We start from the raw sequence: 23,834 nt of genomic DNA, 5'->3' as shown, positions 1-23,834 counted from the left end.
TCAGGTCTCCTTGCGGCGCGACTGCAGCTGGCTCACCAGCGCTTCCAGCTCGGCGAGTTCCGTATCGCTGACCTCGGCGCGTTCGGACATCCACGCGACGAAGGGAGACACCGAACCGCTGAGCGTCTTTTCCACAAACTGGCCGACCGCCGAGCGCATGACTTCGCCGGGACCCGTGGACGGGCTGTAGCGATACACGCCATCGACTTGGCGGCGGCGAAGAAACGCCTTGCTGCGCAGCCGGTCCATCATGGTCAACACGGTGGAGCGGGCCAGCCCACGGGGTTCGCCGAAGCCGGTGACGACTTCAGCGACCGAGGCGTGGTTGTGTTCGGCGATGTATTGCAGCAGCGCCAGTTCCTGGTCGCCGATGGATGGCTTGGCCATGTTCGCGATTCTCGTGACTACATCTGTAGTCAACCTAACCCCTGACTACAGATGTAGTCAATAGGTCGTTGGGCAGGGCGGCTGTAGGAATCATGCTTGTTGCGTCGCACAAAAAGCGGAGTAGACTTCGCGCCGTCCTCATCCAGCAGCGCGCATTGGAGTGCGCTTATATGACGGCCTTATCCCGCTTTTTCGCCGACCCGTCCCGCCGCATGCGGCAACGCAACTCGCTGACGGGCTAGCGCTCCCAATCGTTCTCCAGGCGGTGACTTCCACCAGCGCATCGCTCGCGCTGACGGGTGAGGCTTGCCGGATGGACGTCGACATCGGCGCGTAACGCCGTATTCAACCCAAGGGGAAATCCATGAAGACGTTCGTCAACTGGCTGACGCATCGATGGTGGCCGTTCGCCATCTGCCTGCTCGTCTATATCGCTGTTATCGGGCCAGAACTGATTTCAGCCGCCAGCACGTCCGCCGTGCTCGTCGGCCTTGGTGTTTTGGCCGCACTGGCGGCGTGGGGCTATGTCGTCCTGCGTCGTGTTCTCTCTCACAAGGAATGATCAAGCCATGAAACGCGTAGTGACCGTGTTGATATCGCTTTCGGTGCTCTTGCTTGCCGCCTGTTCCAAAGTGCCTGCGGGCAATGTCGGCGTGAAATTCCAGATGTATGGCGACGACAAGGGCTCCTTGCACGAATTGCCGCCGGGTCGCTACTGGGTGGGTTGGGGTTACGAGATGTACACGTTTCCCACCTTCACCCAGACGTATACGTTCACCCGGTCCACCTCTGAAGGCCGTCCAGTCGACGAGTCGATCAGCTTCCAGACCTCGCAAGGTCTCACCGTGAATGCCGACGTGGGCATCACCTATCACATCGATCCATCCAAGGTGACCTTGATCTTCCAGAAGTACCGCAAGGGCATCGACGAGATCACCGATGTCTATCTGCGCAACATGATCCGGGATGCGCTGGTGAAAGACGCCTCCAGTCTCGATATCGAATCGGTCTACGGCAAGGGCAAGGCAAGTCTTATCGACACCGTGCAGAAAGACGTCGCGGACGAGGTGGGGCCCGTCGGCATCGTGGTGGAGAAAATCTACTGGGTCGGCGAACTGCGGCTGCCGGAAAACGTGGTGCAATCGATCAACGCCAAGATCCAGGCCACGCAAATGGCCGAGCAACGCCAGAACGAGGTGGCCCAGGCACAGGCCGAGGCGCAGAAGGTGGAGGCCGAAGCCCTGGGCAAGGCGCAGGCTCAGCTCACCATCGCGGAAGCAGAAGCCAAGGCCATTTCGCTGAAAGGTGAGGCATTACGCCAGAATCCGAACGTGGTGCAGATGTCGGCCATCGAGAAATGGGACGGCCACCTGCCTACCTATAACGGTGGTGGTGCCTTGCCCTTCGTGAATCTGAGCGGCCAGGTGCCAACAAAGTAAGCAAGATTGCGGGCGAGGCACCTGCCTCGCCCGCTGTCGACGCAAGCGCCGGACGTCGCCTGCGGTGTAGTGCCGCGATCACAGCGTGATTTTCCCGTTCTTGATTCAAGTCATCCCACGGAAGGTACGGATGCCCGCCAATGGGCCGGACTTACGCACAACGGAGGGTGCGCCATGACCTTTATGGCTTGGCAGGACGATCTCAACACCGGCATCAAGGTGATCGACAACCAGCATCGGCGCATCGTGGAGATGATCAATCATCTGCATGACGCCATGGAGCACCGTGAGCGACAGGACGTCAGCGACATACTGGACGAGCTGGTGGACTACACGCTGTCGCACTTCACCTTTGAAGAGTCGCTGATGGAGGATGCGGGCTACGAGTTCTGCCGGGCGCATAAGCGCGTTCACGAAGTCTTCGTCAAGCGCGTATCCGAATATCGCATGCGTTTTCGTGCCGGCGAGGACATTTCCAAGGAACTGCTCCACACGCTATCGCACTGGCTGTTCAACCATATCCGTAACGATGACAAGGCCATCGCCGATTCCGTGCGACGCCATATGCGCGATGTGGGCAACGATCCCCACGAAGGCGGCTGGTTGTCGCGTGCGCTAGGGCGGTTCTTCGGAGGTGCGCGTTACTGAGGCAGCCTGCGCGCCCCAGTGACGCATGGCATCAGAACGCCATGTCGAACGACACTTCGCCCTGCACGCCTACCTGGTAAGCCGAGACGCGGCGCTCGAAGAAGTTGGTCACTTCCTGCACGTCCTGAAGGTCCATGAAGTCGAATGGGTTCTTGGCGCCGTATTTCTTGGGCAGGTCGAGCTGGGTCAGGCGCTGGTCGGCGCAGTATTCGAGGTATTGGCGCATGTCCTTTGCCGACAGGCCGGCCACGCCACCGGAAAGCACGTCCTCGGCAAACTGCGTCTCGCAGGCAATCGCCTCTTCCATCATTTCTTCGATCTGGATGCGCATCTCGTCATCGAACAGATCGGGCTCCTCCGATCGCACGGTGCGCACCACGTCGAACGCAAACGCCATGTGGCAACTCTCGTCACGGAACACCCAGTTGGTGCCGGATGCAAGCCCGTGCAGTAGGCCACGCGAACGCAGGAAGTACACGTAGGCGAACGCAGCGAAGAAGAACAGTCCTTCGATGCAGGCGGCGAAGCAGATCAGGTTGAGCAGGAACTGACGGCGGTGCTCGCGCGTTTCCAGTCGATGCAGATTCTGCACCGAATCAATCCACTTAAAGCAGAACTCACCCTTCTGGCGAATCGATGGAATGGTCTCGATCGCATGGAACGCTTTGTTGCGCTCGGTCGGATCGGGAATATAGGTATCGAGCAGGGTCAGGTAGAACTGTACATGCAGCGCTTCTTCATACAGCTGGCGCGACAGGTACATCCGCGCTTCCGGCGCATTGATGTGCTGGTACAGATTAAGCACCAGGTTGTTCGCCACGATGGTGTCGCCAGTGGCGAAGAACGCCACCAGACGATGGATCAGGTGACGATCCGCCTCCGACATCTTCGACTTCAGGTCGGTCACGTCGAGCGAGAAGTCCACTTCCTCCACCGTCCAGGTGTTCTTGATCGCGTTGCGATACATCTCGTAGAACTCGGGGTAGCGCATGGGGCGCAAGGTGAGTTCGAAACCGGGGTCGAGGATGTGCTGGGTGGACATCGGTGCCTCAAAGGTGGTTTGTTGCTCGCCAGTCAAGGCAAGTTATAAAGAGCCGTCATTCCAGCGAAAGCTGGAATCCAGCGCATTTATGGCCGAAGCGAAAGTCACTGGATCCCAGCTTTCGCTGGAATGACGAGAGGTTTACTGGCACGCCTCGCAGTACTCAGGATTTTCGAGCGAACAAAACACCGCCGCCGTCGCCTGTTCCTGTTCCACCACCGGCGCCACCTTCGCCGCCGGTACCGAAGACACCGTCGTCTTCGCAATCTTGGTCGCCGGACGCGAACGCAGGTAATACGTGGTCTTGATGCCCGACTTCCACGCATACATGTACATCGAGCTGAGCTGGCCGATGTTAGGGTTTTCCATGAACAGGTTCAGCGACTGGCTCTGGTCGATGTACGCGCCACGTGCCGCGCCCAGATCGATCAGCGCCTTCTGCGGCAGTTCCCATACGGTGCGGTAGATGCTGCGCAGGCGTTCCGGAATCGCCGTGATGCCCTGGATCGAACCCTCGGCCAGCTTGATCGCGTCGCGCACTTCGCTGGTCCACAGGCCAAGCGTCTTCAACTCTTCAACCAGGTAGCGGTTCACCACCAGGAAGTCACCGGACAGCGTCTCGCGTTTGAACAGGTTGCTCACCTGGGGCTCGATGCACTCGTAGCAGCCGGCAATCGACGCGATCGTGGCGGTGGGTGCAATCGCGATCAGCAGCGAGTTGCGCAGGCCCTTGGCCTTGATCGCTTCACGCAAGGCTTCCCAGCGGGCGTTGTCGTGCGGCTGTGCGTTGGTCCAGTAGTCGAACTGGAGTTCGCCGTTGGCGGCGCGGCTCTCGGCAAAGCCGGGATGCGCGCCTTGCTGTGCGGCCAATTCGTTGGACTGCGACAGGGCCTGGAAGTAGATCTCTTCGGCGATGCGCGTGGACAAGGCCAAGGCTTCGGCCGAGTCGAACGGCAGGCGCAGTTTGAAGAACACGTCCTGCATGCCCATCACGCCCAGACCCACCGGACGCCACTTGCTATTGGCGGTCTTGGCGGTGTCGATCGGGTAGAAGTTGAGATCGATCACGCGATCCAGCTGGCGCACCGCGGTGCGAACCGTAGAAGCGAGCTTGTCGAAATCGAATACGCCATCGACCACGTGGCGCGCCAGGTTCACCGAACCCAGGTTGCACACGGCGGTTTCCTCGGCCGAGGTCACTTCAAGGATCTCGGTGCAGAGGTTGGACAGGTGGATGACGTTCTCGGGGCGCGCCGTCTGGTTGCTGGTAGCGTTGCTGCGATCCTTGAAGGTGATCCAGCCGTTGCCGGTCTGAGCCAAGGTGCGCAGCATGCGTGCATACAGCTCGCGCGCCTTCACCTTTTTCGCGGCGAGCCCCTTCGCCTCGGCTTCGCGGTAAGCGTTCTCGAAGGTCTCGCCCCAGCTGTCGACAAAGTGCGGCACGATCTTGGGATCGAACAGCGACCAGTCGCCGTCGCTCTCCACGCGGCGCATGAATTCGTCGGGAATCCAATTGGCGAGGTTGAGGTTATGCGTGCGGCGGGCTTCGTCGCCGGTGTTGTCGCGCAGCTCGAGGAATTCCTCGACGTCGGCGTGCCACGGTTCCAGGTAGACGCAGGCGGCGCCCTTGCGTTTGCCACCCTGGTTGACGGCGGCCACCGAGGCATCCAGCGTCTTCAGCCAGGGCGTCAGGCCGTTGGAATGGCCATTGGTGCCCTTGATCAGCGAACCGCGCGAACGCACGCGCGAATAGGCGAGGCCGATGCCGCCAGCGAACTTGCTGAGCTTGGCCACGTCGGCATATTTGTCGTAGATCGATTCCAGCGAATCGGACGGCGAGTCGAGAAGGAAGCACGAGCTAAGCTGCTCATGGGCGGTGCCGGCATTGAACAGCGTGGGCGAGCTGGCGATGTATTCCAGCGACGACAACATGCGGTACAGCTCCAGCGTCTCGCCGATCTCGTTGCCGCCAAGCGAACAGGCGATGCGCATGAAGAAGTACTGCGGCGTTTCGATCACCTTGCGCAGCTGCGGATGACGCAACAGGTAGCGGTCGTACACCGTGCGCAGGCCGAAGTATTCGAAGCGACGCGAGGCGAGCGGATCGATCGCATCGTTGAGCTTGCGGGCATTGATGGCAACGAAATCGCGCAGGCGCGAATTCAGGATGCCCAGCTCGGCGCCGCGCGCGATCGACTGCGAGAAGCTCTGGATTTCCTGGCCGCTTACTTCCTTGTCGACGTAGGCGCTGAGCAGGCGCGCGGCCAGCTGGCCGTACTCGGGTTCTTCAGCGGTAAGTGCGGCGGCGGTGCGGATGGACAGTTCGTCCAGTTCGCGCGTGGAGGCACCGTCGTACAGGCCGCCAATGGTCTTGAGCGCCACGCGCAGCGGATCGACGCCATGCAGACCTTCGCCGCTGCGAGTGACCGCGCGCACGATCTTGTTGACGTCGACGATCTCCTGGCTGCCGTTGCGCTTGGTGACGCGCATCTGGCCAGGGTTATGTGGCGGGGTAAGCGCGAACGGCGTGTCCGCGCGGGGGGCATCTGCGACGGCGGTGTCGGCGGGGAAAGCGGCAGCGTCCGCGCGTTCGTCAGTACGCTCGCGCGAGGTGGTGTCGATAGGTTGCATGGCGTCGCTCCGGACATAGGTTCATCAACCGCCTGCTCCCGCGCGCAGGGCTGAAGCGATGATGGTTTCCACGGACGGTCGATCGGCCGAACTCGAAGGCCCGACGCCACGACGCGCCTCCCCGCGGAAGCCGTCACCACGCACCGCGGCGCTCAGGCCGCGATGTGTCGGCAGGTCTTCGGACTTGCGGACGTGGGTCTTTCGACCCTGCCTACTTGCTCCCGCTTCCCAGCCGCTGAGGGCCAGTGCGATGGGGGCTTTCGTTTCCGCTTACCGCTGCGGGGCAGTTCCGGATTTGCACCGGATTCCCTATTAAGCCAATCCGACCGTAGGTCTGAGAGAGGCACCGACCGACACAACATATCGGGCTAAACCTGGTCGGTCAACCCAACAAGTTGTGGATAGGTCGGTGGATAAGCGGGAAAACCCCAAGGGCTGGCGTGGCTTGTCAGCCGGCCAGGAAAATTTCTTATGCGGTCCCCTGGGGTGGTTCAGGGCAGGGTTTTGGGCAGCAAGGCGGCGAACTCCGCGGCAAAGCGATGCACGTCGCCGGGCCAACGGGCAGAGACGTAGTTGCCGTCGCGCACCACGAAGGCCGGCGTGGCATCCGAGTCGTTGTCGCGCAAGAGGCCGGAAGTCTTGCGGCGGTAGTGCGGCGCGTCGCGCGGCACGTCGAGGAAATCGTCCGGCCTGGCCAGTGCGCGCGTCACTTCTTGCTGCACCGACATATAGCCCGCCGGCTGACCGGGGCCATCGGGATAGGTGCGGTAATAGTCCGGGTCCCAGAAGCGAGTGATGCGGGTCAGCGACCACGCGGATTTTTCCAACGCCCAAGTCAGCGCGGTGGTGCGTCGCCCATGCAGCACGGAGCGACCATCTACACCGCGGCTGCGCGCAGCCAGCACCACGCCATGACAGATCGCGGCGACCGGTTTGTCGGCAGCGAAGAAGGTGGCGACCACGCTCTGGAGTTGGGTGCTTTCGAGATAGACGAGTACGCCGCGCGCGCAGTGACCACCGGGAAGCAGCAAACCATCGAAGCGAGCGGCCTCGATGTCATCCCAGCGCTGTGGCGCGTTGAATGCCTGGTCCTTCAGTAGCGCAGCGTAATCGCGGCGCGCAACCGCATTGGCACGCAATAGACGCCCAAACAAAATCAGCTTGCGCAGGCCCGGTATCCAGCCCCAGAGGTCGAGCCCTTCGCCACTGATCATGATCGGGTCCGCGCTCGCCGGCGTGCCATCCGGCGTGGCGAAAATCACCTGATGCCCTGCCCTGGTAAGTACGCGCCAGGGCACGGCGACTTCGCTGGGATCAAAGTCCTGGTGGGGTAGGGGGATGAGTATGTGTGCCATACGCCGATGTCAGCCCCCCTCGAGCGCCGAAACGAGCTGCATGCCGGTGTCGAGCTGCTGTAACGAGCCGTTGGAGATGGCGTCGGGGGATGCGGTGCTGACGGTGGCGCGGCTGCGCAACCACGGCGGTTGCCGCCGTGGACCGGGAACGTAGACATGCCACTTGCCGTAGTCATCAGGCAGCGGCCGGCTGCGATCCGCCATATCGAAAACCACCGGAATGCGCACATACCAGAACGGCGCGTCAGCAGTCTTGCCGCGGGTGGGTACGACGAATGTCCACTCCCGGATCGCCTTGGTTGAGGCTTCGGCAAAAATCCTGCGATAGCCATCCATTTCCGATTTGCTGGCGTAAGCCCCCAGGTTCACCTGCTCGGCAAAGACATCATGCGCCTTGCCGTTCCTGCCTATTTGGACCAGAACATAGACAGTGGCGGTCTCGTGCCCGTAGAACGCGTATTTCGGATAGAAAGGCATCACCGACGTATTGTTGTAGCGAATGTGCTTGCCATCGGCAGCTTGCACATCGCCAAACGTGGCGCCCGCGATGTTCACCGAATCGCGCTTGTCGTCGATGGGTCTAGCAACGATGCGCAAGGTCATCTTGCCGCTGCTTTCCTCCGGGTCGGGAGGTTGGAACTTCCATGCCGGTGCGTTCTTGTGGATGACCTCGGTGACCGAAGCAGGAAGCTTCTCCTGATGATCGACCGTATAGCTCCTCACGCTTCCATCGCCATTGAGCTCGAGCGTGCCGGTGACCAGCATGCTCGCCTCGGATGGAGGCCTGCCGTCGGCAGATATCGCACTGGTCGTGGCTATAGCCGACCAGATGCCCAGAATAATTGCAGGCGTTCGCCTCATCGATCCTCTCCCCCCCAGGAATAGAGGGGAGTCTAACGTCTATGTTGGTGGACCGTAGATACGGGAGTATGTCGTCGCGTTCACTAGCGCCAGGATGCTCGCCCTTGCTGGGCAAACAACTCGCGGAGCCCGATTCAGCTGTGGCCTGGCGGCGAGACAAAACGTGGGCCGCGGATCTTCGGGTGGTACGCAGCTGACGCTAGTGGCTTATCGCCCCGGGGACTAACCGCTACTTAGCGATGTCGAAAGACGAGTGCCTGAACCAAGCTGTTGGAGCGCTCCCTCAGGAATGGCATCAGGCGCATCTGAGAGCAGCGAGCGATCCTGGACCCAAGGCACGTCTTGTTTGGGGCCGGGTATGTAGACCTCCCACTTGCCGTACTTGGACGCTGTACCGTTGGGCTCGCCGGGGGAGCCCACCACGTCGAAATTTATTGGGGTCCGCACATACCAATAGGGATCATTGACGTGTTCGCCCTTGGTGGGAACCTCATAAGTCCAGTCTTTCGCTGCCGCAATCGCGGCGTTCGCCAAGTCTTTGCGATACCGATCCATAAGCGGCTTGTCGGTCAAGGTTCTCAGATTGACCTGTTCGGCGGAGACATTCTGCACCCGGCCGTCCGGGCCAACACGCGCCAACAGATAGACTGTCCCGGAGACACGTGCTTCAACGGCTTCACGCGGATAATGCGGTGCCTTGCGTGATTTGAAGCGAACGTGTTCGTCATCGGGATCTGGGTTGCCAAAAGTCGCTGCGGCAATGCTAATGGAGTCGTGCGCGTCGTCCACGGCCTTGGCAACCAGGCGCAGAGTCATCGTTTCTTTCACGGCTGTTGTGGAGGCGTGGGTGAGCCGAAATTTCCAGGCAGGAACATTCTTCTCGATGAGTGCGATAACGGGCGGAGCAAGCGTCTCGGCCCTGTCGATCGTGTAGCCGCGGAGACTGCCGTCCGGGTTGATATCGACCGTTCCCTTTACCAGCATGCTCGCTTCGGCCATCTTGCGAAAATCGTCCGCATGCCCGTCCAGTGCCACGAAAGTCAGCAAGGCGCTGAGTGGGAAAATCAGTAACCGTTTCATGATGTCTGCCCCCAACTACGTGCCAGTGCAACTTTCCGGTTCGCTTGCATTCGACCCGCAGCGTCGGATTTAGCCTTTGCCTAATGGCGTAACGAGACGCGGGCCTGAGCCAAGCTGTTGAAGTGCGCCATCGGGAATCGCGTCGGGGGCCGTGGAAAGCAGCGTGCGGTCCTTGACCCAGGGCACCTCCTGCTTGGGTCCGGGAACATAGATGTCCCAATGGCCATACTCCGAGGCTGGCGACTGCTGTCCGCCGACGGGCCGAAGGTCGAAACTGACGGGCACTCGCACCAGCCAGTAAGGCGCATCGGCGTCTTTACCCTGAGTGGGGACGTCGTAGGTCCACTCCGAGGCGGACTTGAGCGCGGCGTCAGCCAGGATCTTGCGATACCGGTCCATGACCCGCGGCTCGCCGTAGGCACGCAGGTTGACCTGTTCCGCGAAGCCATCCTGAACGCGGCCGTCGCGGTCGATGCGTATCAGCAGAAAGACCGTGCCCGATACCCGCGCTTCAATGGCCATGGGCGGATAGTGAGGCGGCTGCCGCGTCTTGAAGTGGATGCGCTCTTTCTTGGCGGAATCATCGTCGCCGAACGTCGCGGCGATGATGCTCACCGATTCGTGTTCGGCGTCGACCGCCTTGGCGAGCACGCGCACGCTCATGCTCTCATTCAAGACAGCCCCAGACGTGGCGGCAACCTCGAACTTCCAGGCGGGGATGTTTTTCTGGATGACCTCGATGACCGCCTGCGGGAGCTTCTCGGCCCGATCGAGCACATAGCTGTTGACGGTGCCGTCCGGATTGATCTGGATCGTACCCTTCACCAGCATGCTGGCCTCGGCGATCTTCCGGATATTTTCCGCGTGCGCGTCCAGAGCCACGCACCACAACCACGCGCTCAAGATGCCCGCCAGCAAAAGCCTCATGCAAAATCCCCCGTTGGAAGGCTCGCAGTCTAGCTCCAGCCGGCAGGGCGTTTGGCCATCCAGGCCGAGGACGCGCACGGCCGGGATTCGGCCCTGATCTCCAGGGGAGAGGAGCGCTGGCCGCCATGGTCGCGTAAAGTGTGATGTACATCACATTTTCTATGCTATCGTGATGATTGCGAAGGCATTCGCCAGCGCTTTCGGAGGGTCGGTGCCTGGTCTCCGGCCGAGTGTCGTGGGGATTCCACGGCCAAGGAGGGCTGCAGCCTTCTGCGGGAGTGCGGTGCGTTATGGCGCAGAACCCCGTGGTATCGGCTTTCCGTTACCGCGCCTTCATCAGCTACAGCCACCAGGACAAGACCTGGGCCGATTGGCTGCACAAGGCACTGGAAACCTACCGCGTACCCTCGCGCCTGGTGGGCCAGCAGACGGCCGCCGGGACGATTCCACGTCGTCTCTTGCCGATCTTCCGCGACCGCGACGAACTGGCCAGTGCCACCGACCTGGGCCGCAAGGTCAACGAGGCGCTCGGGCAATCCGAGAATCTGATCGTGATCTGCTCGCCGCGTTCGGCCGCTTCGCGCTGGGTGCAGGAGGAAGTGCTCGCTTTCAAGCGGCTGGGTCGTAGCGAACGCATTTTTTGCCTGATCGTCGATGGCGAACCCAATGCAAGTGACTGGCCTGGCCGTGAGGCCGAGGAATGCTTCGCGCCGGCACTGCGCTGCCAGCTGGATGCCGATGGGCAGCCGACGACAGCGCGCACCGAGCCCATCGCGGCGGACGCTCGCCCGGGCAAGGACAGCCGCAGCACGGCCAAGCTGAAATTGATCGCCGGCATGCTCGATATCAGTTTCGACAGCCTGCGACAACGAGAGCTGCAGCGACGTCATCGCCGCATGACGGCGATCACCGCAGCGGCGCTGGTCGTGATGGCGGTAACCACCGCCCTGGCGATCAGGGCAACCATTGCGCAACACGCGGCCGACGTGGCCAGCCAGGTCGCCGAACGTCGCCAGAAGCAGGCCGAGGATCTGGTCGACTTCATGCTTGGCGACCTCAACGACAAACTGCAGGAAGTGAAGCGCCTGGACATCATGGAAGCCGTGGACAACAAGGCGATGGCGTATTTCGCTTCGTTGCCGCTCACGGATGTCACTGGCCAGGCATTGGCCCAGCGCGCCAAGGCGCTGGAAAAGATCGGCCGCATTCGCGAGGAACTGGGTCACCTGCCCGCAGCGATGGCGTCGTACCAGGCCGCCGCGAAGCTGACGTCCACACTGGCCACCGCGGCGCCCACAGACACGCCACGACAGCTTCAGCACGCGCGCATCTTGACCTTTATCGGCGAGAACCACTGGTTTCAAGGGCAGCTCGACGAGGCCCAGGCGAGCTTTGAATCGGCGCAGAACGTATTGCAGCGGGCAGAGTCTCATGCGGCAAATGATCTGGTACTGCAGTTTGAGCTGGAGATGATCGACAACAATCTCGGCCATGTACTCGAGGCCCGTGGTCGACTGGATGAAGCGTCGGTGCAGTACAGGAGAGCGCTTGAGCTCTCCAGGAAACTGGTCGCGGCCAATCCCAATAAAACCGAATGGGCGGTCGAACTCGGTGGCGCGCACTACAACCTCGGGCGGCTGGCACTGCTGCACGGGAATTTGGTCACCGCCATTGCCGAGTACGGCAACGATGACGCCATCGAGTCTGCGCTTGCGGCACGCGACCCGAAAGACAACAGCCAGAGTGACGAAGTGCTGATGGTGCGCGCCACCCTTGGGTGCACGCTGGCGCTGGCCGGCGAGGACGACACTGGTGTACAGCACCTGCAGCAGGCGGTGCAGATGGCGACTACTCTCGTGAAGCTCGATTCCCACAACAGCGACTTTCAGAGAGACCTGGCTCACTACGCTCAACAGCTGGCACGACTGAAACGTCTCAACGGTGATCTGGCCTCGGCCCAGGCATTGACCGCGCAGTCGCTATCGATATTTTCCGCGTTGGTTCGAGACAGCTCCGCCGACGCAAGTTTGCAACGCGAGCTGGCCGAGGCGCAGACGGAACAGGCCGCCGAATCCCTCGCCGCCGGGCAGGTGGATGCGGCACGTGCGCAAGTGCAAGCGGCACTGCATACGCTGGTTCCCTTGCTGGATCGTCAGCCCCATGACCGCTCGACCTTGCTGGCTACGATGACCGCGCAATTGTTGCTGGCCAACGTCAGCACCGACGCGGCTGCCTCCGCGCAGCTACGCAGCGCAGTGGTGACTGCGGCGCAGGCGCAGCGAAGCGGCCAGGGTGATCCGCGGCTGTTGGCGTTGCAGGTGGAGGCGATGCTGGCGCTGGGTAGCAAGGCCGACGCGCAGCCGCTGATCGGGCAGCTATGGAACAGCGGTTATCGCGACGCTGCGCTGCTCGCGATATTGCATCGCGAGCACATTGCCTATCCGGTCAATACGGCGTTTCAGAAACAGCTGTTGGCAGCAACCAGCAGAGACGAGCGCTAGTCAGGCTAAACAAGACAGCAGGGGAAACGTAGGCACCAACAGGCACGTGGATCAAACCTCTCACTGATAGGAGTTCACCATGAGTCAGCACAACGACCAGAATATGATGCTGAATGTCGAGCTTGAACACGATCTGCGCGATGGTGACGACTACAACATGCTCGTCATCAACAAGGGCGACCACCATCATGCGTTCGACAAGCTCCTGGACGACAAGCATTGGCACAGAATCACCTGGACGCTAACGGGGAACGCAAGTGGTGGTGTGTTTTGTGCGCTTAATGATGCCACCTATCCTGGCTTCGTCTGGCTAGTGAAGACGCCGAGCGAATCGGTTTTTCAGAAGCTCCATCGGGGTCCGGATAACCAGATCAGCATCCAGAATCATCACCTTGACAAGAGCAGCGAAGGCACGTGGCATTACCAGCTGTTCGCTCGCTTTGGCGACAAGGTGTACGGCGTACCTCTGACCTTCGCCGCCGGACCCGCGAACAACCCCAATCCGTCGATCAAGAATAACTAGCAGCCTCTCGGCAACGGGCTCCGGCATTGACGGGCAGGGACGCCGCTTGGTCCCTCTTGGCACAGCCCAAACGTCACGACTTGGAAATCGCCGGAATGACCCGATAACAAACGTGCGACTCTCGCCGCCGCCGGAACACCGGCGGTGGATGTTTGTCGCGCGTCGAAATTCCAAGTGATCGGGCGCGCCGATGCCGCTTGCCCGGGAGGTTCCAGATGGCTTTGTTTGCTCGACATCCGGCGGGTCTCAGGCTTGAACGAATGCATGCTTCCGCGCAGTACGCTGGCGATGGCTTCGTCAATACCTACCCCTCCAGCACGCAGCGGGTGAGCGAGAACCGGCCCTCGTTGATCGACTTCGTGTTTCGTGGCGAGGGACGCACGCCGGGGCGCCCGTTGCCTGCGCTCGATCCGCGCAGCGCTTGGATGCAGCCGGTCGAAACGGGCTTGCGCGCCACCTGGCTGGGCCATTCGACCGTGCTGCTGGAGATGGACGGCCATCGTGTGCTGACCGATCCGGTGTGGGGACAGCGCGCCTCGCCGTTTTCCTTCTTTGGGCCCAAGCGGTTCCAGCCGGTACCGGTCGACATCGCGCAATTGCCGCCGCTGGACGCGGTGCTTATCTCGCACGACCACTACGACCATCTCGACTACCCGAGCATTCGTGCGTTGGCCGCCTTGCAGGTGCCTTTCATCACGTCACTTGGTGTGGGCATGCATCTGGAGGCGTGGGGAGTGCCAGCGGAGCGCATCACCGAACTCGACTGGTGGGAGCAGACCGTCTTGCCAGGCGGACTGACTATTACCGCCGCGCCGTCGCATCATTTTTCCGGGCGCGGACTGCACGACCGCAATGCGACGCTGTGGTCGTCGTTCGCGTTGCGTAGTGAGCGGCATTCAGTATTTTTCAGCGGCGATACGGGCCTGTCGCCTGTCTTTACCGAGATCGGGCAGCGGCTTGGTCCGTTCGACCTGGTGATGATCGAGGTCGGCGCGTTTCATCCTTCCTGGGGCAATGTGCACCTGGGGCCGGACAATGCCCTGGAAGCATGGGCCCAGTTGGGCAGCGGTCGTCTTCTGCCGGTGCATTGGGGCACTTTCAATCTGGCTATGCATCCCTGGGCCGAGCCGGCGGAAGTGCTGCTCGCCAAGGCACCCGAAGGGCTGTTGATGCCGCGCTTGGGCGAGCCGGTGGAACCTGCCCATGGGGAAGAAGTGCAGCCGTGGTGGCGGGGTGTGGCCCCGGGCCACTGGCAGGGATCGGCGCTCGAGGCGGCTGAATTCCTGGCGTTGCGGACGAACGATTAGGCCCTCAATCGACTTGCGTGGCGTCACTGCGCGTTTTCGCTCTCAACCCTCAGTGCGACATCGCTTCCTTTGAAGCACTGAGTATCTCGCCACCCTGCGGAATCTGGACCAACGCGGCGGTCGACAGGACCGATGCTGGAGACGGTGGGAGAGCGAAGTTCTGCGGTGCTCCGTTCCACGTTCCGAGGTGAACCAGCTCGCGCACGACGTTGCGATGCTGCAGCGTGCGGCCACTGTTCTCTCCCGCGCCAATACGAACATTGAGCATGTGCGGGTCATAACGCACCAGCCACACATCACAAGGTGTGGCTGGATGGCCTGCACCGATCACGAGTTGACCCTTGTCCCAGTCGATTGAGGGGCCGCTGTTGTCTGCATGCGCTATGGCGTCGTTGAGCTGCGCACGATCCGTTCCCACGATGTCCGTGTGGCCGTTGATATAAATCTGTGGCGTCCAGACGTTGCTGTGCTTGTGAAAGCGCGCGTAGTCCCACTGCCGCTGCGTATAGGCGTCCCGGGCGAAGGTGTCCTTCCAGCCGAGGTCATCCCAATAGGTCACGCTAAACGACAGCGCAAGAATGTCTTGCTGTCCGGCGATCGCATTGAGGTTGGCCTGCGCGGGTGGGCACGAAGAACAACCCTGGCTCTGGAACAGCTCCACCACCACGAGATGTTGTCGCTGCGGCGATGAGACGTCCTGGGCATGGCTCAGCGCTGTGAACGCGAGCAGCGCAAAAGCGCAGATCACCATCGTGGACAGCCTGTTGAACTTCACGGCCATGCAGCTCTCCGGGTAGGGGCGAGGCTTGGGGCAGCCCATAGCGTACCCCTACGTGAATGCTTCGCCGTATCCCGTGCGTCGGTTACGTTGGCGCGCTTGCATGCGGGAGCGTGCCGTCATCGCCGCCATGTCGAAACGGTACGGCGCCCGGCACACGGCTCCGGGATGAGCATCAGCAGATCAAACATGGAGTGCGCGAGCTGGTGTCTGGCCAAGTGCCCAGATGCGCCGGGGCTTGATCCCGCGCCGGCGGAAGTAGGGATGGATCGACGAGTCGCGCTTATCCGTCTTTCCAATCGACTTTAGGTTGCCGCACGCCGCGCTGTCGGCGGCGCACTGGCAACGCGTTCGTACCGACTTAGCGCCGGAAACGCGTATTGGGTGCCAGCGGCTTCGACGGAGCCGTGCCCGAGTGATTCGGCTCTCGTGCGAACTGGTTCGTGGTTTTGTAGCTGACGCGCGATCCCGTCGCCTTGCTCGGGGTCGGGTCCGGTGCAGTTTTCACTTCCGCACCGCTGTAAACGCTATGGATATTGGCAAGAGAGAGTGCTTTAGGAAACGGATTCATTCGGTCGCTCTGAGTTGAGCCTGAACGCGAGGATCAGGGTGAATCATCGTTTCGAAACCTCGATAGCTGAGGCGCTAAGTGCGGCAGGCACGCGCAGCGGATGCGGAAAGGCATGAGCGGCGTGCACCCACACGTTCTTCCACCATACGCTAGTTGGCGGGCGGGTCAAGCGCTATCGGCAAGCTCGTCCTGTGGTGCCAGGACGGTGTCAGTGCATGCGGTGGTACCAGAGCACCTCACTGCCAAGCGGGGTGACCGAAACCTTGGTTCGGCCGAGCGTCACCAACCGCTCCTTGAGCAGGCAGCGCAGGTCCCCCAGATGGCCGACGGATCCCAGGGATACGGGGCAGCAATGGTCGATACCGCGCAGTAGTACCCACTGTGACAGGGTCAGGGTTGCCGGTTGATTCAAGAGGTTCTCCGCCGCTGAAGCATGGGCTTCATCCAAGAGGAGCTGGCGGCAGGCATGGTCGCTGAATTTGCGAGGCTGAGTCTTCAAACGATGTGACTGGTTTGGACGGCCAATCGTGCCGCCTGTCTTTCAGCCGCTGATGACCTTGCTGTGTCCGCTATGGCTGGCCCTTGATGGATCGGATCAGCCTGAGACGGCGCGCCTGCTCGTCCGCTTTCTTGCTGTCCTGGGCGATCAACAATGATTGACGCCGCGTCAATGGAATCGGCACAGCTACAGGTGCCATGTAACCCATGCGGCGCGCCATCCGACGGGCGCGATCAAGCCATGCATCGATATGGGATTGAAGCTGCGGTCTTGAAGTCGAGTACGCCATCGTGTGAGGACCTTGGGTGACGGTGGCGACCGTCAGGTAATCGCCGTTGCGTTGCCATAGATGAAGCTGCGCCGGAACGCATTAACAGGCTGTGATGAAGAGCGTATGCAGGAGCAAAGCGGGGGCTCCTCGTCGGAGTTGCCCTAGCCACCTACGAATGAAAGCGCCGTGCACCGTAGCCACGGGCGGCACGATCAAGGCGCACTCCGACATCGGAGTGCGCCCTCGCGTGGTTCGCTATTCGATCAGCGCAAACCACCACCCGCAAACAGGTGTTCGCCAGTCAGCCAGGCCGAGTCGTCTGACGCGAGGAAGGTGACAATCGAGGCGATATCGTTCGGCTGGCCAATCCGGCCAAGCGGCGTGTTGGCGACGGAGTTCGTTTCGAATTCGGACCCGATGAAGCCTGCCGTGTGGGTGCCTTCCGTTTCGACCATGCCGGGATTGACCGCATTGACGCGAATCTTGCGCGGGCCAAGCTCACGCGACAGCACGCCGGTAATGGCATCCACGGCGCCCTTGGTAGCCGTGTAAACCGAACTACCCGGCGGCACGATGCGGGTAACCAGCGAGCCGATGTTGATGATGCTGGAACCTTCGCCCAGATGCTTGGCCGCTGCCTGAGTGGTCAGTAGCAGGCCGAGTACGTTGACGTTGAACTGCTTGTTGAAATGCTCTTCCGTAATGTCTTCGAGTGGGGCGAACTCGTAGACGCCCGAATTGTTGACCAGCACATCCAGCTTGCCGAAATGCTTGATCGCTGCGTCGACGATGGCCTTCGCGTCGGCAGCCTTGGAGACATCGCCGCGTACCGCCACCGCCTTGCCGCCGGCCGCTGCAATCGCGGCAACGACGGCGTCAGCGCCTGCCTTGCTCGACGCATAGTTCACCACGACCGCTGCGCCGGCGCTGGCGAGCGACTTGGCGATGGCGGCGCCGATGCCTTTGGATGCGCCGGTGACGACGGCGACTTTACCTTTGAGCTTGCTCATGACGTCTTCCTATGGGGGGAGGGTGAGGTAGAATGTACTTCAGTAGTTCGCAACATATGAACTTATGAACTAATTATCAAGAGCTGATAAAATCGACCCATGCGGCCCCTGACCCACCCAGCGCTCGAAGACATTACCGTGGAGGGCATCCTGCATGCGCTGTCCGACCCGGTGCGCGCTGCGATCTATGTGCAACTGGCTGGCTCCGCTTGCGCCCATACCTGCTCGAACTTCCTGCAGGTGAGCGACCGCAGCATTCCGAAATCCACGCTTTCACAGCATTTCCGCGCCTTGCGAGAGGCGGGGTTGATACGCAGTGAGCGGCAGGGTGTTGAAATGCACAACAGCTCTCGCTGCCAGGAAATCGAGCAGCGCTTCCCGGGACTGCTTGCCGCGATCGTCAATGCGCACAGCATCCAGTCCGCGGGCCACTCACGCGCACCGCAACGAATGAAGACCGAATGATGCCGGCGTCGCGCGCAATCCTGAGACGCAGCGCGACCTCACCGCAGCCGTGCATGCCGCCACGATCTGACAGAAGACGGGCATTGGACTGACTCTTGAGTAAGCCAATGCCTACATCAAAGATCATCCGGCTGCGGCATCCTGCCTACGTCTGGTTGGTTCCTCTGCTGAGCCCAGACGCTCCGAGCCGCTCCTCAACCCCCTGAATCGGCTCATTGGGCCCCCGAAAGGGGGCCTTTTCTTTGCGGGATGTTTGCGTCGAACTCTCCGGTACGTCGCCGGGCGACCTCAGGTCGCCGATCCGTTGAGGTAATCCAGCGTCGCTTGCAGCATGGACTCCATGCCGATCTTGAGGGCGCCTTCGTCCATGAAGAATTTCGGTGAATGGTTGGCCGGCGCCTTCGCGGCATCCTGCCCTACCGGGGTGGAACCGACGAAGAAGTAGACGCTGGGCACTTCCTTCGCGAAATAGGCGAAGTCCTCCGAGGCCATCCACGGCTTGGCTTCGATCGCGTGGTCGCCGCCGATGGCCTTGCCGATGCTGGCGCGCACGCGTCCGGCCAGCGCCGGGTCATTGACCAGTACAGGGTTGCTGTCGCCCACCGGGATGTCGGCGTCGACGGTGGCGCCGTTCGCCTGGGCAATGTGATCGGCGATGCTCTTGAGGTTGTCGATGGCCTGTTGCCGCATGACCGGATCGAAGGTACGAAGCGTGCCTTGCAGCTCCACCTTGTCGGGCACGATGTTGTTGCGCGAACCGCCTTCGACGATGCCGAAGCTGAGCACGGCAGGCAGGTCGCCGATATTGAGTTTGCGACTCACGATGGTCTGGGCGGCAGTGATGATTTCCGCCGACGTGACGATTGGGTCCACGCCATTCCAGGGCATGGCGCCGTGCGTCTGGCGACCGTGCACGACCAGCTTGAACCAGTCCGAGCCGGCCATGGTCGGGCCGGGGCGCACGGCGACCGTACCGGTGTTGAGCGCGCTGACCACGTGCATGCCGAACATGGCATCGGGCTTGAAGTCGCGGAAGACACCCTCTTTCAACATCAGGGACGCGCCGCCTTCCTCGCCGGCCGGTGCACCTTCCTCGGCGGGCTGGAAGACGAACATCACTTCACCGGGCAGGTCCTTCTTCATGCCAGCCAGCGTGGTCGCCAGGCCGAGCAGCATGGCGGTGTGCGCGTCATGGCCGCAGGCGTGCATCACGCCGGTCTGCTTGCCGCGATACTCGCCCTTGGCCGTGGAGGCGAATGGCAGATCCACGTCCTCGGTCACCGGCAACGCATCCATGTCGGCGCGAATGGCCAGCTTCGGTCCGGGCTTGCCACCCTTGAGGATGCCGACCACGCCGGTATGTGCGATGCCGGTGTGCACTTCCAGCCCAAGCTTCTTGAGTTGCGCGGCGACCAGGGCGGCGGTGCGCGTCTCGCGGTTGCTCAATTCCGGGTGCTGGTGGATATCGCGCCGCCATGCGGTGACCTGTGGCAGTTCGCTCTGCACCAGTTGCGCTGTGTCGGTGGCATTAGCGGTTCCACCGACGGTGGTGGCGGCGAAAAGGGCCAGGGCAAGCACGGTATGGCGCATGGGGTTTCTCCTCGGAGGGTCGGGCGATCCTAGCGCGTTTGGCGCATGGGCACGGACGCGAGCTGCTGCGCACTCCCATACGGCGAACCGGAGAATTCGGTGCGCGGAGCGATGGCCGAGGCGTTGGGGCTGGGCATCGTGACACCACGAGCGAGGCGAACTACTTCGCGATGCTGAAATCGATCTCGATCGGATAGGGCTTAGGCTGTGCCGGTGGCTCGGGTAGCATCCAGTTGGCGAACTGGCCGGCCATGCATTTGGCCACCGCTGTTTGCGGCTGTACATCGATCTGGACCAGTCGGCCATCCGGCATGACATCGGCCACCAGGGTGAAGGGTCCCTTGTCCGTCGGCTTGTTGCTGTCGATGCAGGACTTGTAGGCGTCCGTGGTCGGATGGCCGATGCGATCCCATACCTGCTTCTGATAAGCCGCCCCGGTGGCCGCACCCTCGGCCAGCTTGGCTTGGGTGATGCGCGCATGGAAGTCGGCGCCGGCAGCGGGACTCAGTTGCAGGGCAAGGGCAAGCAGGACAGACATGGCGGCTCCGGCGACTGGGCTGTGTACACGTTAGCAGGTGGCTTCCGCGCCCGAACACTTGTCCCGTCAGGGCAGGTGTTCGCTGGCGAGGTATTCCTCGCTCTGCATCTCGATCAAGCGCGACTCCGTGCGACCGAATTCCGCGCGCAACCGTTCACCGTCATACAGTTCGGTGATCGGCGCCGCCGCGGAAAGAATCAGCTTCACGCGCCGATCGTAGAATTCGTCCACCAGCGATACGAAGCGGCGAGCGGCGTCTTCCGTATACACGGTGAACTGCGGCACGTTGGAAATGATGATTTCCGGGCCCGCTTTGGCCAGCTCGATGTAGTCGGCGACGGCGCGCGGACCTTCGCACAGGGCGGCGAATTCGAACCACAGGATGTTCCTGGCGCGCTTGCGCACGGGAATGGCGCGATCGTTGAGCGTGATCTCGCCGCCCTCCTGTACATCACCCTCGGCCTGGCTGGCGAAGATACGGGTGAGCGCGCGTTCCGCCTCCTGGCTGGGCGGCGTGTGATACACCGGCGCTTGCGACAGTGCGCGCAGGCGCCAGTCGTGCGAGGAAATCATCTGCACGATGTGGCAGTGCTTCTCGATCAGGGCGATGGCCGGCAGGAAGCGCGCGCGTTGCAGGCCTTCCTTGTAGAGATTGGCCGGCGCCGTGTTGGACGTGGTCACCAGGGAGACGCCGCGCTCGAACAATGACTGCAGCAAGATGCCCAGTATCATCGCGTCGCCGATGTCGTTGACCAGGAACTCGTCCAGGCAAAGCACCCGACAGCGCCCGGCGATGTTCGCGGCGACCTCGAGCAACGGATCCTGGCGTTCGCCCAGGCCGCGCAGTTGTTCGTGCACCTCGCCCATGAAACGGTGGTAGTGGCGACGCAAGGCCAGCCCATGCGGCAGGCTGGCGACGAACAGGTCCATCAGGAACGTCTTGCCACGCCCAACGCTGCCCCACAAATACAGGCCGGCCACGCCTTCGCGGGTTTCGTTGCCGAGCAGCGATTTCAGGCGTCCAAACAGGCTGCCGTTGTCGGCTGTGGCAGCGATCAGCGCCGCGTGCATGCGGTCGAACTCGGGCAGCAGCGCCTGCTGGGCCGGGTCGGCCTCCCAGCGATGGGCGGCGACGCCTTCCTGATAACGGGCGCTGGGCGCGAGCAGGGGAGTATCAGTCATGGGTACGGCAAACTCTTAGGGCGCTGCGCGATCAGGCGCAGCGGCTAATAGGGTGGAAAGGAATCGGTACGTCATCAGTCCTGGCGCAGCGGCGGCAGCCAGGACTGGATCGCATGCTTCACGGCGCCACGCAGATCCATCAGGCGACGATGAAAAAAGTGGCTGGTTTCCGGCATGCGCACCAGCTCGGGCGGATGCTCCATGCCATCGATCCAGTCGAACACCGCCTGCGGATCGACCACTTCGTCTTCCTCGCCCTGTACGACCAGCCAGGGGCAGGTGGGCAGGGTGAATCCTTCGAACGGCCAACGGCCCGCGGGGGGCGCAATGCTGATCAAGGCATCGGCGTGCAGGCGCACGGCGTTGCGGATCGACACATAGCTGCCGAACGAAAAGCCGGCGAGCCAGACCGCCTCGTCCGGACGCATGCGACGCACCCAGGCCACGACGGCAGCCAGGTCGTCGCCTTCGCCGTCGCCGTTGTCATAGCTGCCTTCGGACTCGCCCGTGCCACGAAAATTGAAACGTATGGTGTCCAGCCCTGACTCGCGCAGCGCACGCTCCACCATCGTCACCACCTTGTTGTGCATGGTGCCGCCTTGCAGCGGATGGGGATGGCAGATGACCACCGTACCGCGTCGCGCCTCTTCAGGCAGGGCCACGTCACTGATGCTTTCGAGCTTGCCGGCGGGCCCGCTCAGCGCGAAGCTGGCAGCCTGTTCGGGAAAATGGTCGGGCTGGGTAGGGAGCATGACGAGATTCATGGCCATGATGATAACCGCCACGTGCGGCCGCCGGTCGTGCGAAGCAAGGCGGCGGCCGTGAATCACCTGGCGCATACGCTGCTGGCGGGCGATGACGAGCTGCTGCAGCTGGGCGGCCTGATGGGCGATTTCGTGCACGGACAGCCGGATCCGGCCCTGCCCGAGCGGCTGATCGCGGGTATCCGCCTGCACCGCGCCATCGACGTCTACACCGATAGTCACCCCGAAGTCGCCGCGGCGCGCGCGCTGCTTCCGCCCCCGTACCGACGCTACGCCGGCATCCTGCTCGACATGTGGTTCGACCACCTGCTGGCGCGAGATTTCGATCGATGGAGTGCGCGGGGGCTGGAGCCGTACTCCGCGGGTGTGCGCGACCTGCTGCGCCGCCATGAGGTGTGGTTGCCGGCGGGCCTGCAGCGCTTTCGCCTGTACATGGAGGCGCACGCGTTGCCAGCCGGGTACGCCCGGCCCGAGGAAATGGCGGCTGCGCTGGACGGCATTTCGCATCGGCTGAGCCGGGCGAACCCAGTGGGTGAGGCGATGCCGGTGCTCAACGGGCTGGCCGTGCCGCTGCACGGGCATTTCGTAACGTTTTTCCCGCAGCTGCAGGGGTTTGCGCGCGATTGGATCGAAGCGAACTCCTCCCTCTCCCCTTCGGGGAGAGGGCTGGGGTGAGGGGCCAATCTTGCGGTAAGGGTCAATCGAAGCGAGCTCTATGAGAGTTTCCCGCGAGCACCCGCCCCTCATCCCAACCTTCTCCTCGCTCCTCAAATCCGGGGCCATCCATGGCCCCTCCCCGCGTGCCCCGTGGGGGAGAAGGGGCAAACGAAAAACGCCGCCCTCTGGGCGGCGTTTTGCTTTGACCTGATTGGAGCTGGCCTTACTTGGCCTGATCCACAATCCAATGCACCGCGTTCTTCACCTGTTCGTCGGTCAGCGACGGGTTGCCGCCCTTGGCCGGCATCATGTTGCCGTCCGGGCCCTTGTAGCCCTCGATGGCATGCTTGACCAGGGCGTCGAGGCCCTGGGCGATGCGCGGACCCCAGTTCGACTTGTCGCCCAGCTTCGGTGCACCGGCGACGCCGGCGGTATGGCAGCTGTGGCACAGGTTGTCGTAAATCGTCTTGCCGTCGGTGGAACCACCGTAGGCGACCTGCGAGGCGGCAGCCTTGGCGGCGGCTTCCTGAGCGGCCTGCATGGCGGCGCGGCCCGTGTCGCCAGCATAGACGGCGCCGGCCGGGGCGATGCGCTCGGCGACCTGCTTCTGCGTGTCGGGATTAACTTCCTTGGCCTCGCGGTCATAGATCAACCAGGCACCACCGATCAGCATCAGGGTCAGCACACTAAGGCCCGCAATCAGCAGCGAAAAGCTGCGCATGAAGCTCTGGTCGGATTTGGTCAGGGAACCGCTCACGCAAGTACTCCATATCAATGGACGGCCATGCAACCAAGATTGGGCATGGGT

23 protein-coding genes and 1 riboswitch are annotated in these 23,834 nt (G+C 62.2%); of the genes, 8 read left to right on the top strand and 15 right to left on the bottom strand.

Features of this window, described 5'->3' with window-relative positions; translation table 11 throughout:
- Nucleotides 1–387 carry a BlaI/MecI/CopY family transcriptional regulator gene (locus ACT01B_RS19805; RefSeq protein WP_445144918.1) on the bottom strand — a complete coding sequence of 129 codons (387 nt, stop codon included), beginning with the start codon at nt 385–387 and terminating at the stop codon, nt 1–3.
- Between the two features lie 364 nt (nt 388–751).
- Here ACT01B_RS19805 and ACT01B_RS19800 point away from each other — a divergent pair, with 364 nt between their 5' ends.
- The 3 genes from ACT01B_RS19800 to ACT01B_RS19790 all read left to right on the top strand — a co-directional run bounded on the left by ACT01B_RS19800 (nt 752) and on the right by ACT01B_RS19790 (nt 2,474).
- A complete protein-coding gene (locus ACT01B_RS19800) occupies nt 752–949 on the top strand; it encodes a hypothetical protein (protein WP_445144917.1) in 198 nt (65 codons plus the stop codon).
- 7 nt (nt 950–956) lie between these two features.
- Complete coding sequence (locus ACT01B_RS19795; protein ID WP_445144916.1) at nt 957–1,826, top strand: SPFH domain-containing protein; 870 nt, start codon at nt 957–959, stop codon at nt 1,824–1,826.
- A 174-nt stretch (nt 1,827–2,000) separates the two neighbouring features.
- Complete coding sequence (locus ACT01B_RS19790) at nt 2,001–2,474, top strand: bacteriohemerythrin (protein ID WP_445144915.1); 474 nt, start codon at nt 2,001–2,003, stop codon at nt 2,472–2,474.
- A gap of 31 nt (nt 2,475–2,505) precedes the next feature.
- Here ACT01B_RS19790 and ACT01B_RS19785 read toward each other — a convergent pair whose 3' ends face one another.
- The 6 genes from ACT01B_RS19785 to ACT01B_RS19760 all read right to left on the bottom strand — a co-directional run bounded on the left by ACT01B_RS19785 (nt 2,506) and on the right by ACT01B_RS19760 (nt 10,448).
- Nucleotides 2,506–3,516, bottom strand: coding sequence for a ribonucleotide-diphosphate reductase subunit beta (locus tag ACT01B_RS19785; protein WP_445144914.1), 1,011 nt, complete (start codon nt 3,514–3,516; stop codon nt 2,506–2,508).
- A 141-nt stretch (nt 3,517–3,657) separates the two neighbouring features.
- A complete protein-coding gene (locus ACT01B_RS19780) occupies nt 3,658–6,147 on the bottom strand; it encodes a ribonucleoside-diphosphate reductase subunit alpha (protein WP_445144913.1) in 2,490 nt (829 codons plus the stop codon).
- 152 nt (nt 6,148–6,299) lie between these two features.
- Nucleotides 6,300–6,512, bottom strand: a riboswitch (cobalamin riboswitch).
- 126 nt (nt 6,513–6,638) lie between these two features.
- The gene (locus tag ACT01B_RS19775) at nt 6,639–7,502 is read right to left on the bottom strand and encodes a DJ-1/PfpI family protein (RefSeq protein WP_445144912.1); all 864 of its coding nucleotides are present in this window, start codon (nt 7,500–7,502) and stop codon (nt 6,639–6,641) included.
- A gap of 9 nt (nt 7,503–7,511) precedes the next feature.
- Nucleotides 7,512–8,363, bottom strand: coding sequence for an energy transducer TonB (locus ACT01B_RS19770; RefSeq protein WP_445144911.1), 852 nt, complete (start codon nt 8,361–8,363; stop codon nt 7,512–7,514).
- A 222-nt stretch (nt 8,364–8,585) separates the two neighbouring features.
- Nucleotides 8,586–9,443, bottom strand: coding sequence for an energy transducer TonB (locus tag ACT01B_RS19765; protein WP_445144910.1), 858 nt, complete (start codon nt 9,441–9,443; stop codon nt 8,586–8,588).
- Between the two features lie 69 nt (nt 9,444–9,512).
- Nucleotides 9,513–10,448 carry an energy transducer TonB gene (locus ACT01B_RS19760; protein WP_445144909.1) on the bottom strand — a complete coding sequence of 312 codons (936 nt, stop codon included), beginning with the start codon at nt 10,446–10,448 and terminating at the stop codon, nt 9,513–9,515.
- A 212-nt stretch (nt 10,449–10,660) separates the two neighbouring features.
- Here ACT01B_RS19760 and ACT01B_RS19755 point away from each other — a divergent pair, with 212 nt between their 5' ends.
- The 3 genes from ACT01B_RS19755 (at nt 10,661) to ACT01B_RS19745 (ending at nt 14,701) form a co-directional block, all read left to right on the top strand.
- Nucleotides 10,661–12,871 carry a TIR domain-containing protein gene (locus ACT01B_RS19755; protein ID WP_445144908.1) on the top strand — a complete coding sequence of 737 codons (2,211 nt, stop codon included), beginning with the start codon at nt 10,661–10,663 and terminating at the stop codon, nt 12,869–12,871.
- Between the two features lie 79 nt (nt 12,872–12,950).
- Nucleotides 12,951–13,394 (top strand): hypothetical protein, encoded by a 444-nt coding sequence (locus ACT01B_RS19750; RefSeq protein WP_445144907.1) that lies wholly within the window; start codon nt 12,951–12,953, stop codon nt 13,392–13,394.
- Nucleotides 13,395–13,654: 260 nt separating this feature from the next.
- A complete protein-coding gene (locus tag ACT01B_RS19745; RefSeq protein WP_445144906.1) occupies nt 13,655–14,701 on the top strand; it encodes an MBL fold metallo-hydrolase in 1,047 nt (348 codons plus the stop codon).
- A gap of 49 nt (nt 14,702–14,750) precedes the next feature.
- Here ACT01B_RS19745 and ACT01B_RS19740 read toward each other — a convergent pair whose 3' ends face one another.
- The 3 genes from ACT01B_RS19740 to ACT01B_RS19730 form a co-directional block, all read right to left on the bottom strand.
- The gene (locus ACT01B_RS19740) at nt 14,751–15,482 is read right to left on the bottom strand and encodes a DUF1223 domain-containing protein (protein WP_445144905.1); all 732 of its coding nucleotides are present in this window, start codon (nt 15,480–15,482) and stop codon (nt 14,751–14,753) included.
- A gap of 776 nt (nt 15,483–16,258) precedes the next feature.
- Complete coding sequence (locus ACT01B_RS19735; protein ID WP_445144904.1) at nt 16,259–16,549, bottom strand: hypothetical protein; 291 nt, start codon at nt 16,547–16,549, stop codon at nt 16,259–16,261.
- A gap of 534 nt (nt 16,550–17,083) precedes the next feature.
- The gene (locus tag ACT01B_RS19730; RefSeq protein WP_445144903.1) at nt 17,084–17,830 is read right to left on the bottom strand and encodes a glucose 1-dehydrogenase; all 747 of its coding nucleotides are present in this window, start codon (nt 17,828–17,830) and stop codon (nt 17,084–17,086) included.
- A gap of 99 nt (nt 17,831–17,929) precedes the next feature.
- Between ACT01B_RS19730 and ACT01B_RS19725 the strand changes: the two genes are divergently transcribed.
- Nucleotides 17,930–18,295, top strand: coding sequence for an ArsR/SmtB family transcription factor (locus ACT01B_RS19725; RefSeq protein WP_445144902.1), 366 nt, complete (start codon nt 17,930–17,932; stop codon nt 18,293–18,295).
- Nucleotides 18,296–18,583: 288 nt separating this feature from the next.
- Here the strand turns inward: ACT01B_RS19725 and ACT01B_RS19720 are convergent, their stop codons facing one another.
- The 4 genes from ACT01B_RS19720 to ACT01B_RS19705 form a co-directional block, all read right to left on the bottom strand.
- Nucleotides 18,584–19,885 carry an amidohydrolase gene (locus ACT01B_RS19720; RefSeq protein ID WP_445144901.1) on the bottom strand — a complete coding sequence of 434 codons (1,302 nt, stop codon included), beginning with the start codon at nt 19,883–19,885 and terminating at the stop codon, nt 18,584–18,586.
- A 160-nt stretch (nt 19,886–20,045) separates the two neighbouring features.
- On the bottom strand, nt 20,046–20,423 hold the full coding sequence (locus tag ACT01B_RS19715) for a peptidase C13 (RefSeq protein WP_445144900.1): 378 nt from the start codon (nt 20,421–20,423) through the stop codon (nt 20,046–20,048).
- A 66-nt stretch (nt 20,424–20,489) separates the two neighbouring features.
- Nucleotides 20,490–21,605 carry a cell division protein ZapE gene (zapE, locus tag ACT01B_RS19710; RefSeq protein WP_445144899.1) on the bottom strand — a complete coding sequence of 372 codons (1,116 nt, stop codon included), beginning with the start codon at nt 21,603–21,605 and terminating at the stop codon, nt 20,490–20,492.
- A gap of 74 nt (nt 21,606–21,679) precedes the next feature.
- Nucleotides 21,680–22,369: an alpha/beta hydrolase gene (locus ACT01B_RS19705; protein WP_445147535.1), complete on the bottom strand. Its 690-nt coding sequence runs from the start codon at nt 22,367–22,369 to the stop codon at nt 21,680–21,682.
- 57 nt (nt 22,370–22,426) lie between these two features.
- Between ACT01B_RS19705 and ACT01B_RS19700 the strand changes: the two genes are divergently transcribed.
- Nucleotides 22,427–23,044, top strand: a complete 618-nt coding sequence (locus ACT01B_RS19700) for an acyl carrier protein phosphodiesterase (protein WP_445144898.1) — start codon at nt 22,427–22,429, stop codon at nt 23,042–23,044.
- Between the two features lie 205 nt (nt 23,045–23,249).
- On the opposite strand, the gene ACT01B_RS19695 is transcribed toward ACT01B_RS19700, so the two are convergent.
- Nucleotides 23,250–23,771 (bottom strand): c-type cytochrome, encoded by a 522-nt coding sequence (locus ACT01B_RS19695; protein WP_445147534.1) that lies wholly within the window; start codon nt 23,769–23,771, stop codon nt 23,250–23,252.
- Nucleotides 23,772–23,834 lie beyond the last annotated feature (63 nt).

The sequence above is a fragment of the Dyella sp. Tek66A03 genome (assembly GCF_052567735.1).
Note: the sequence above shows the minus strand (reverse complement) of the source record. Positions and strands in the feature narration are given on the sequence as shown.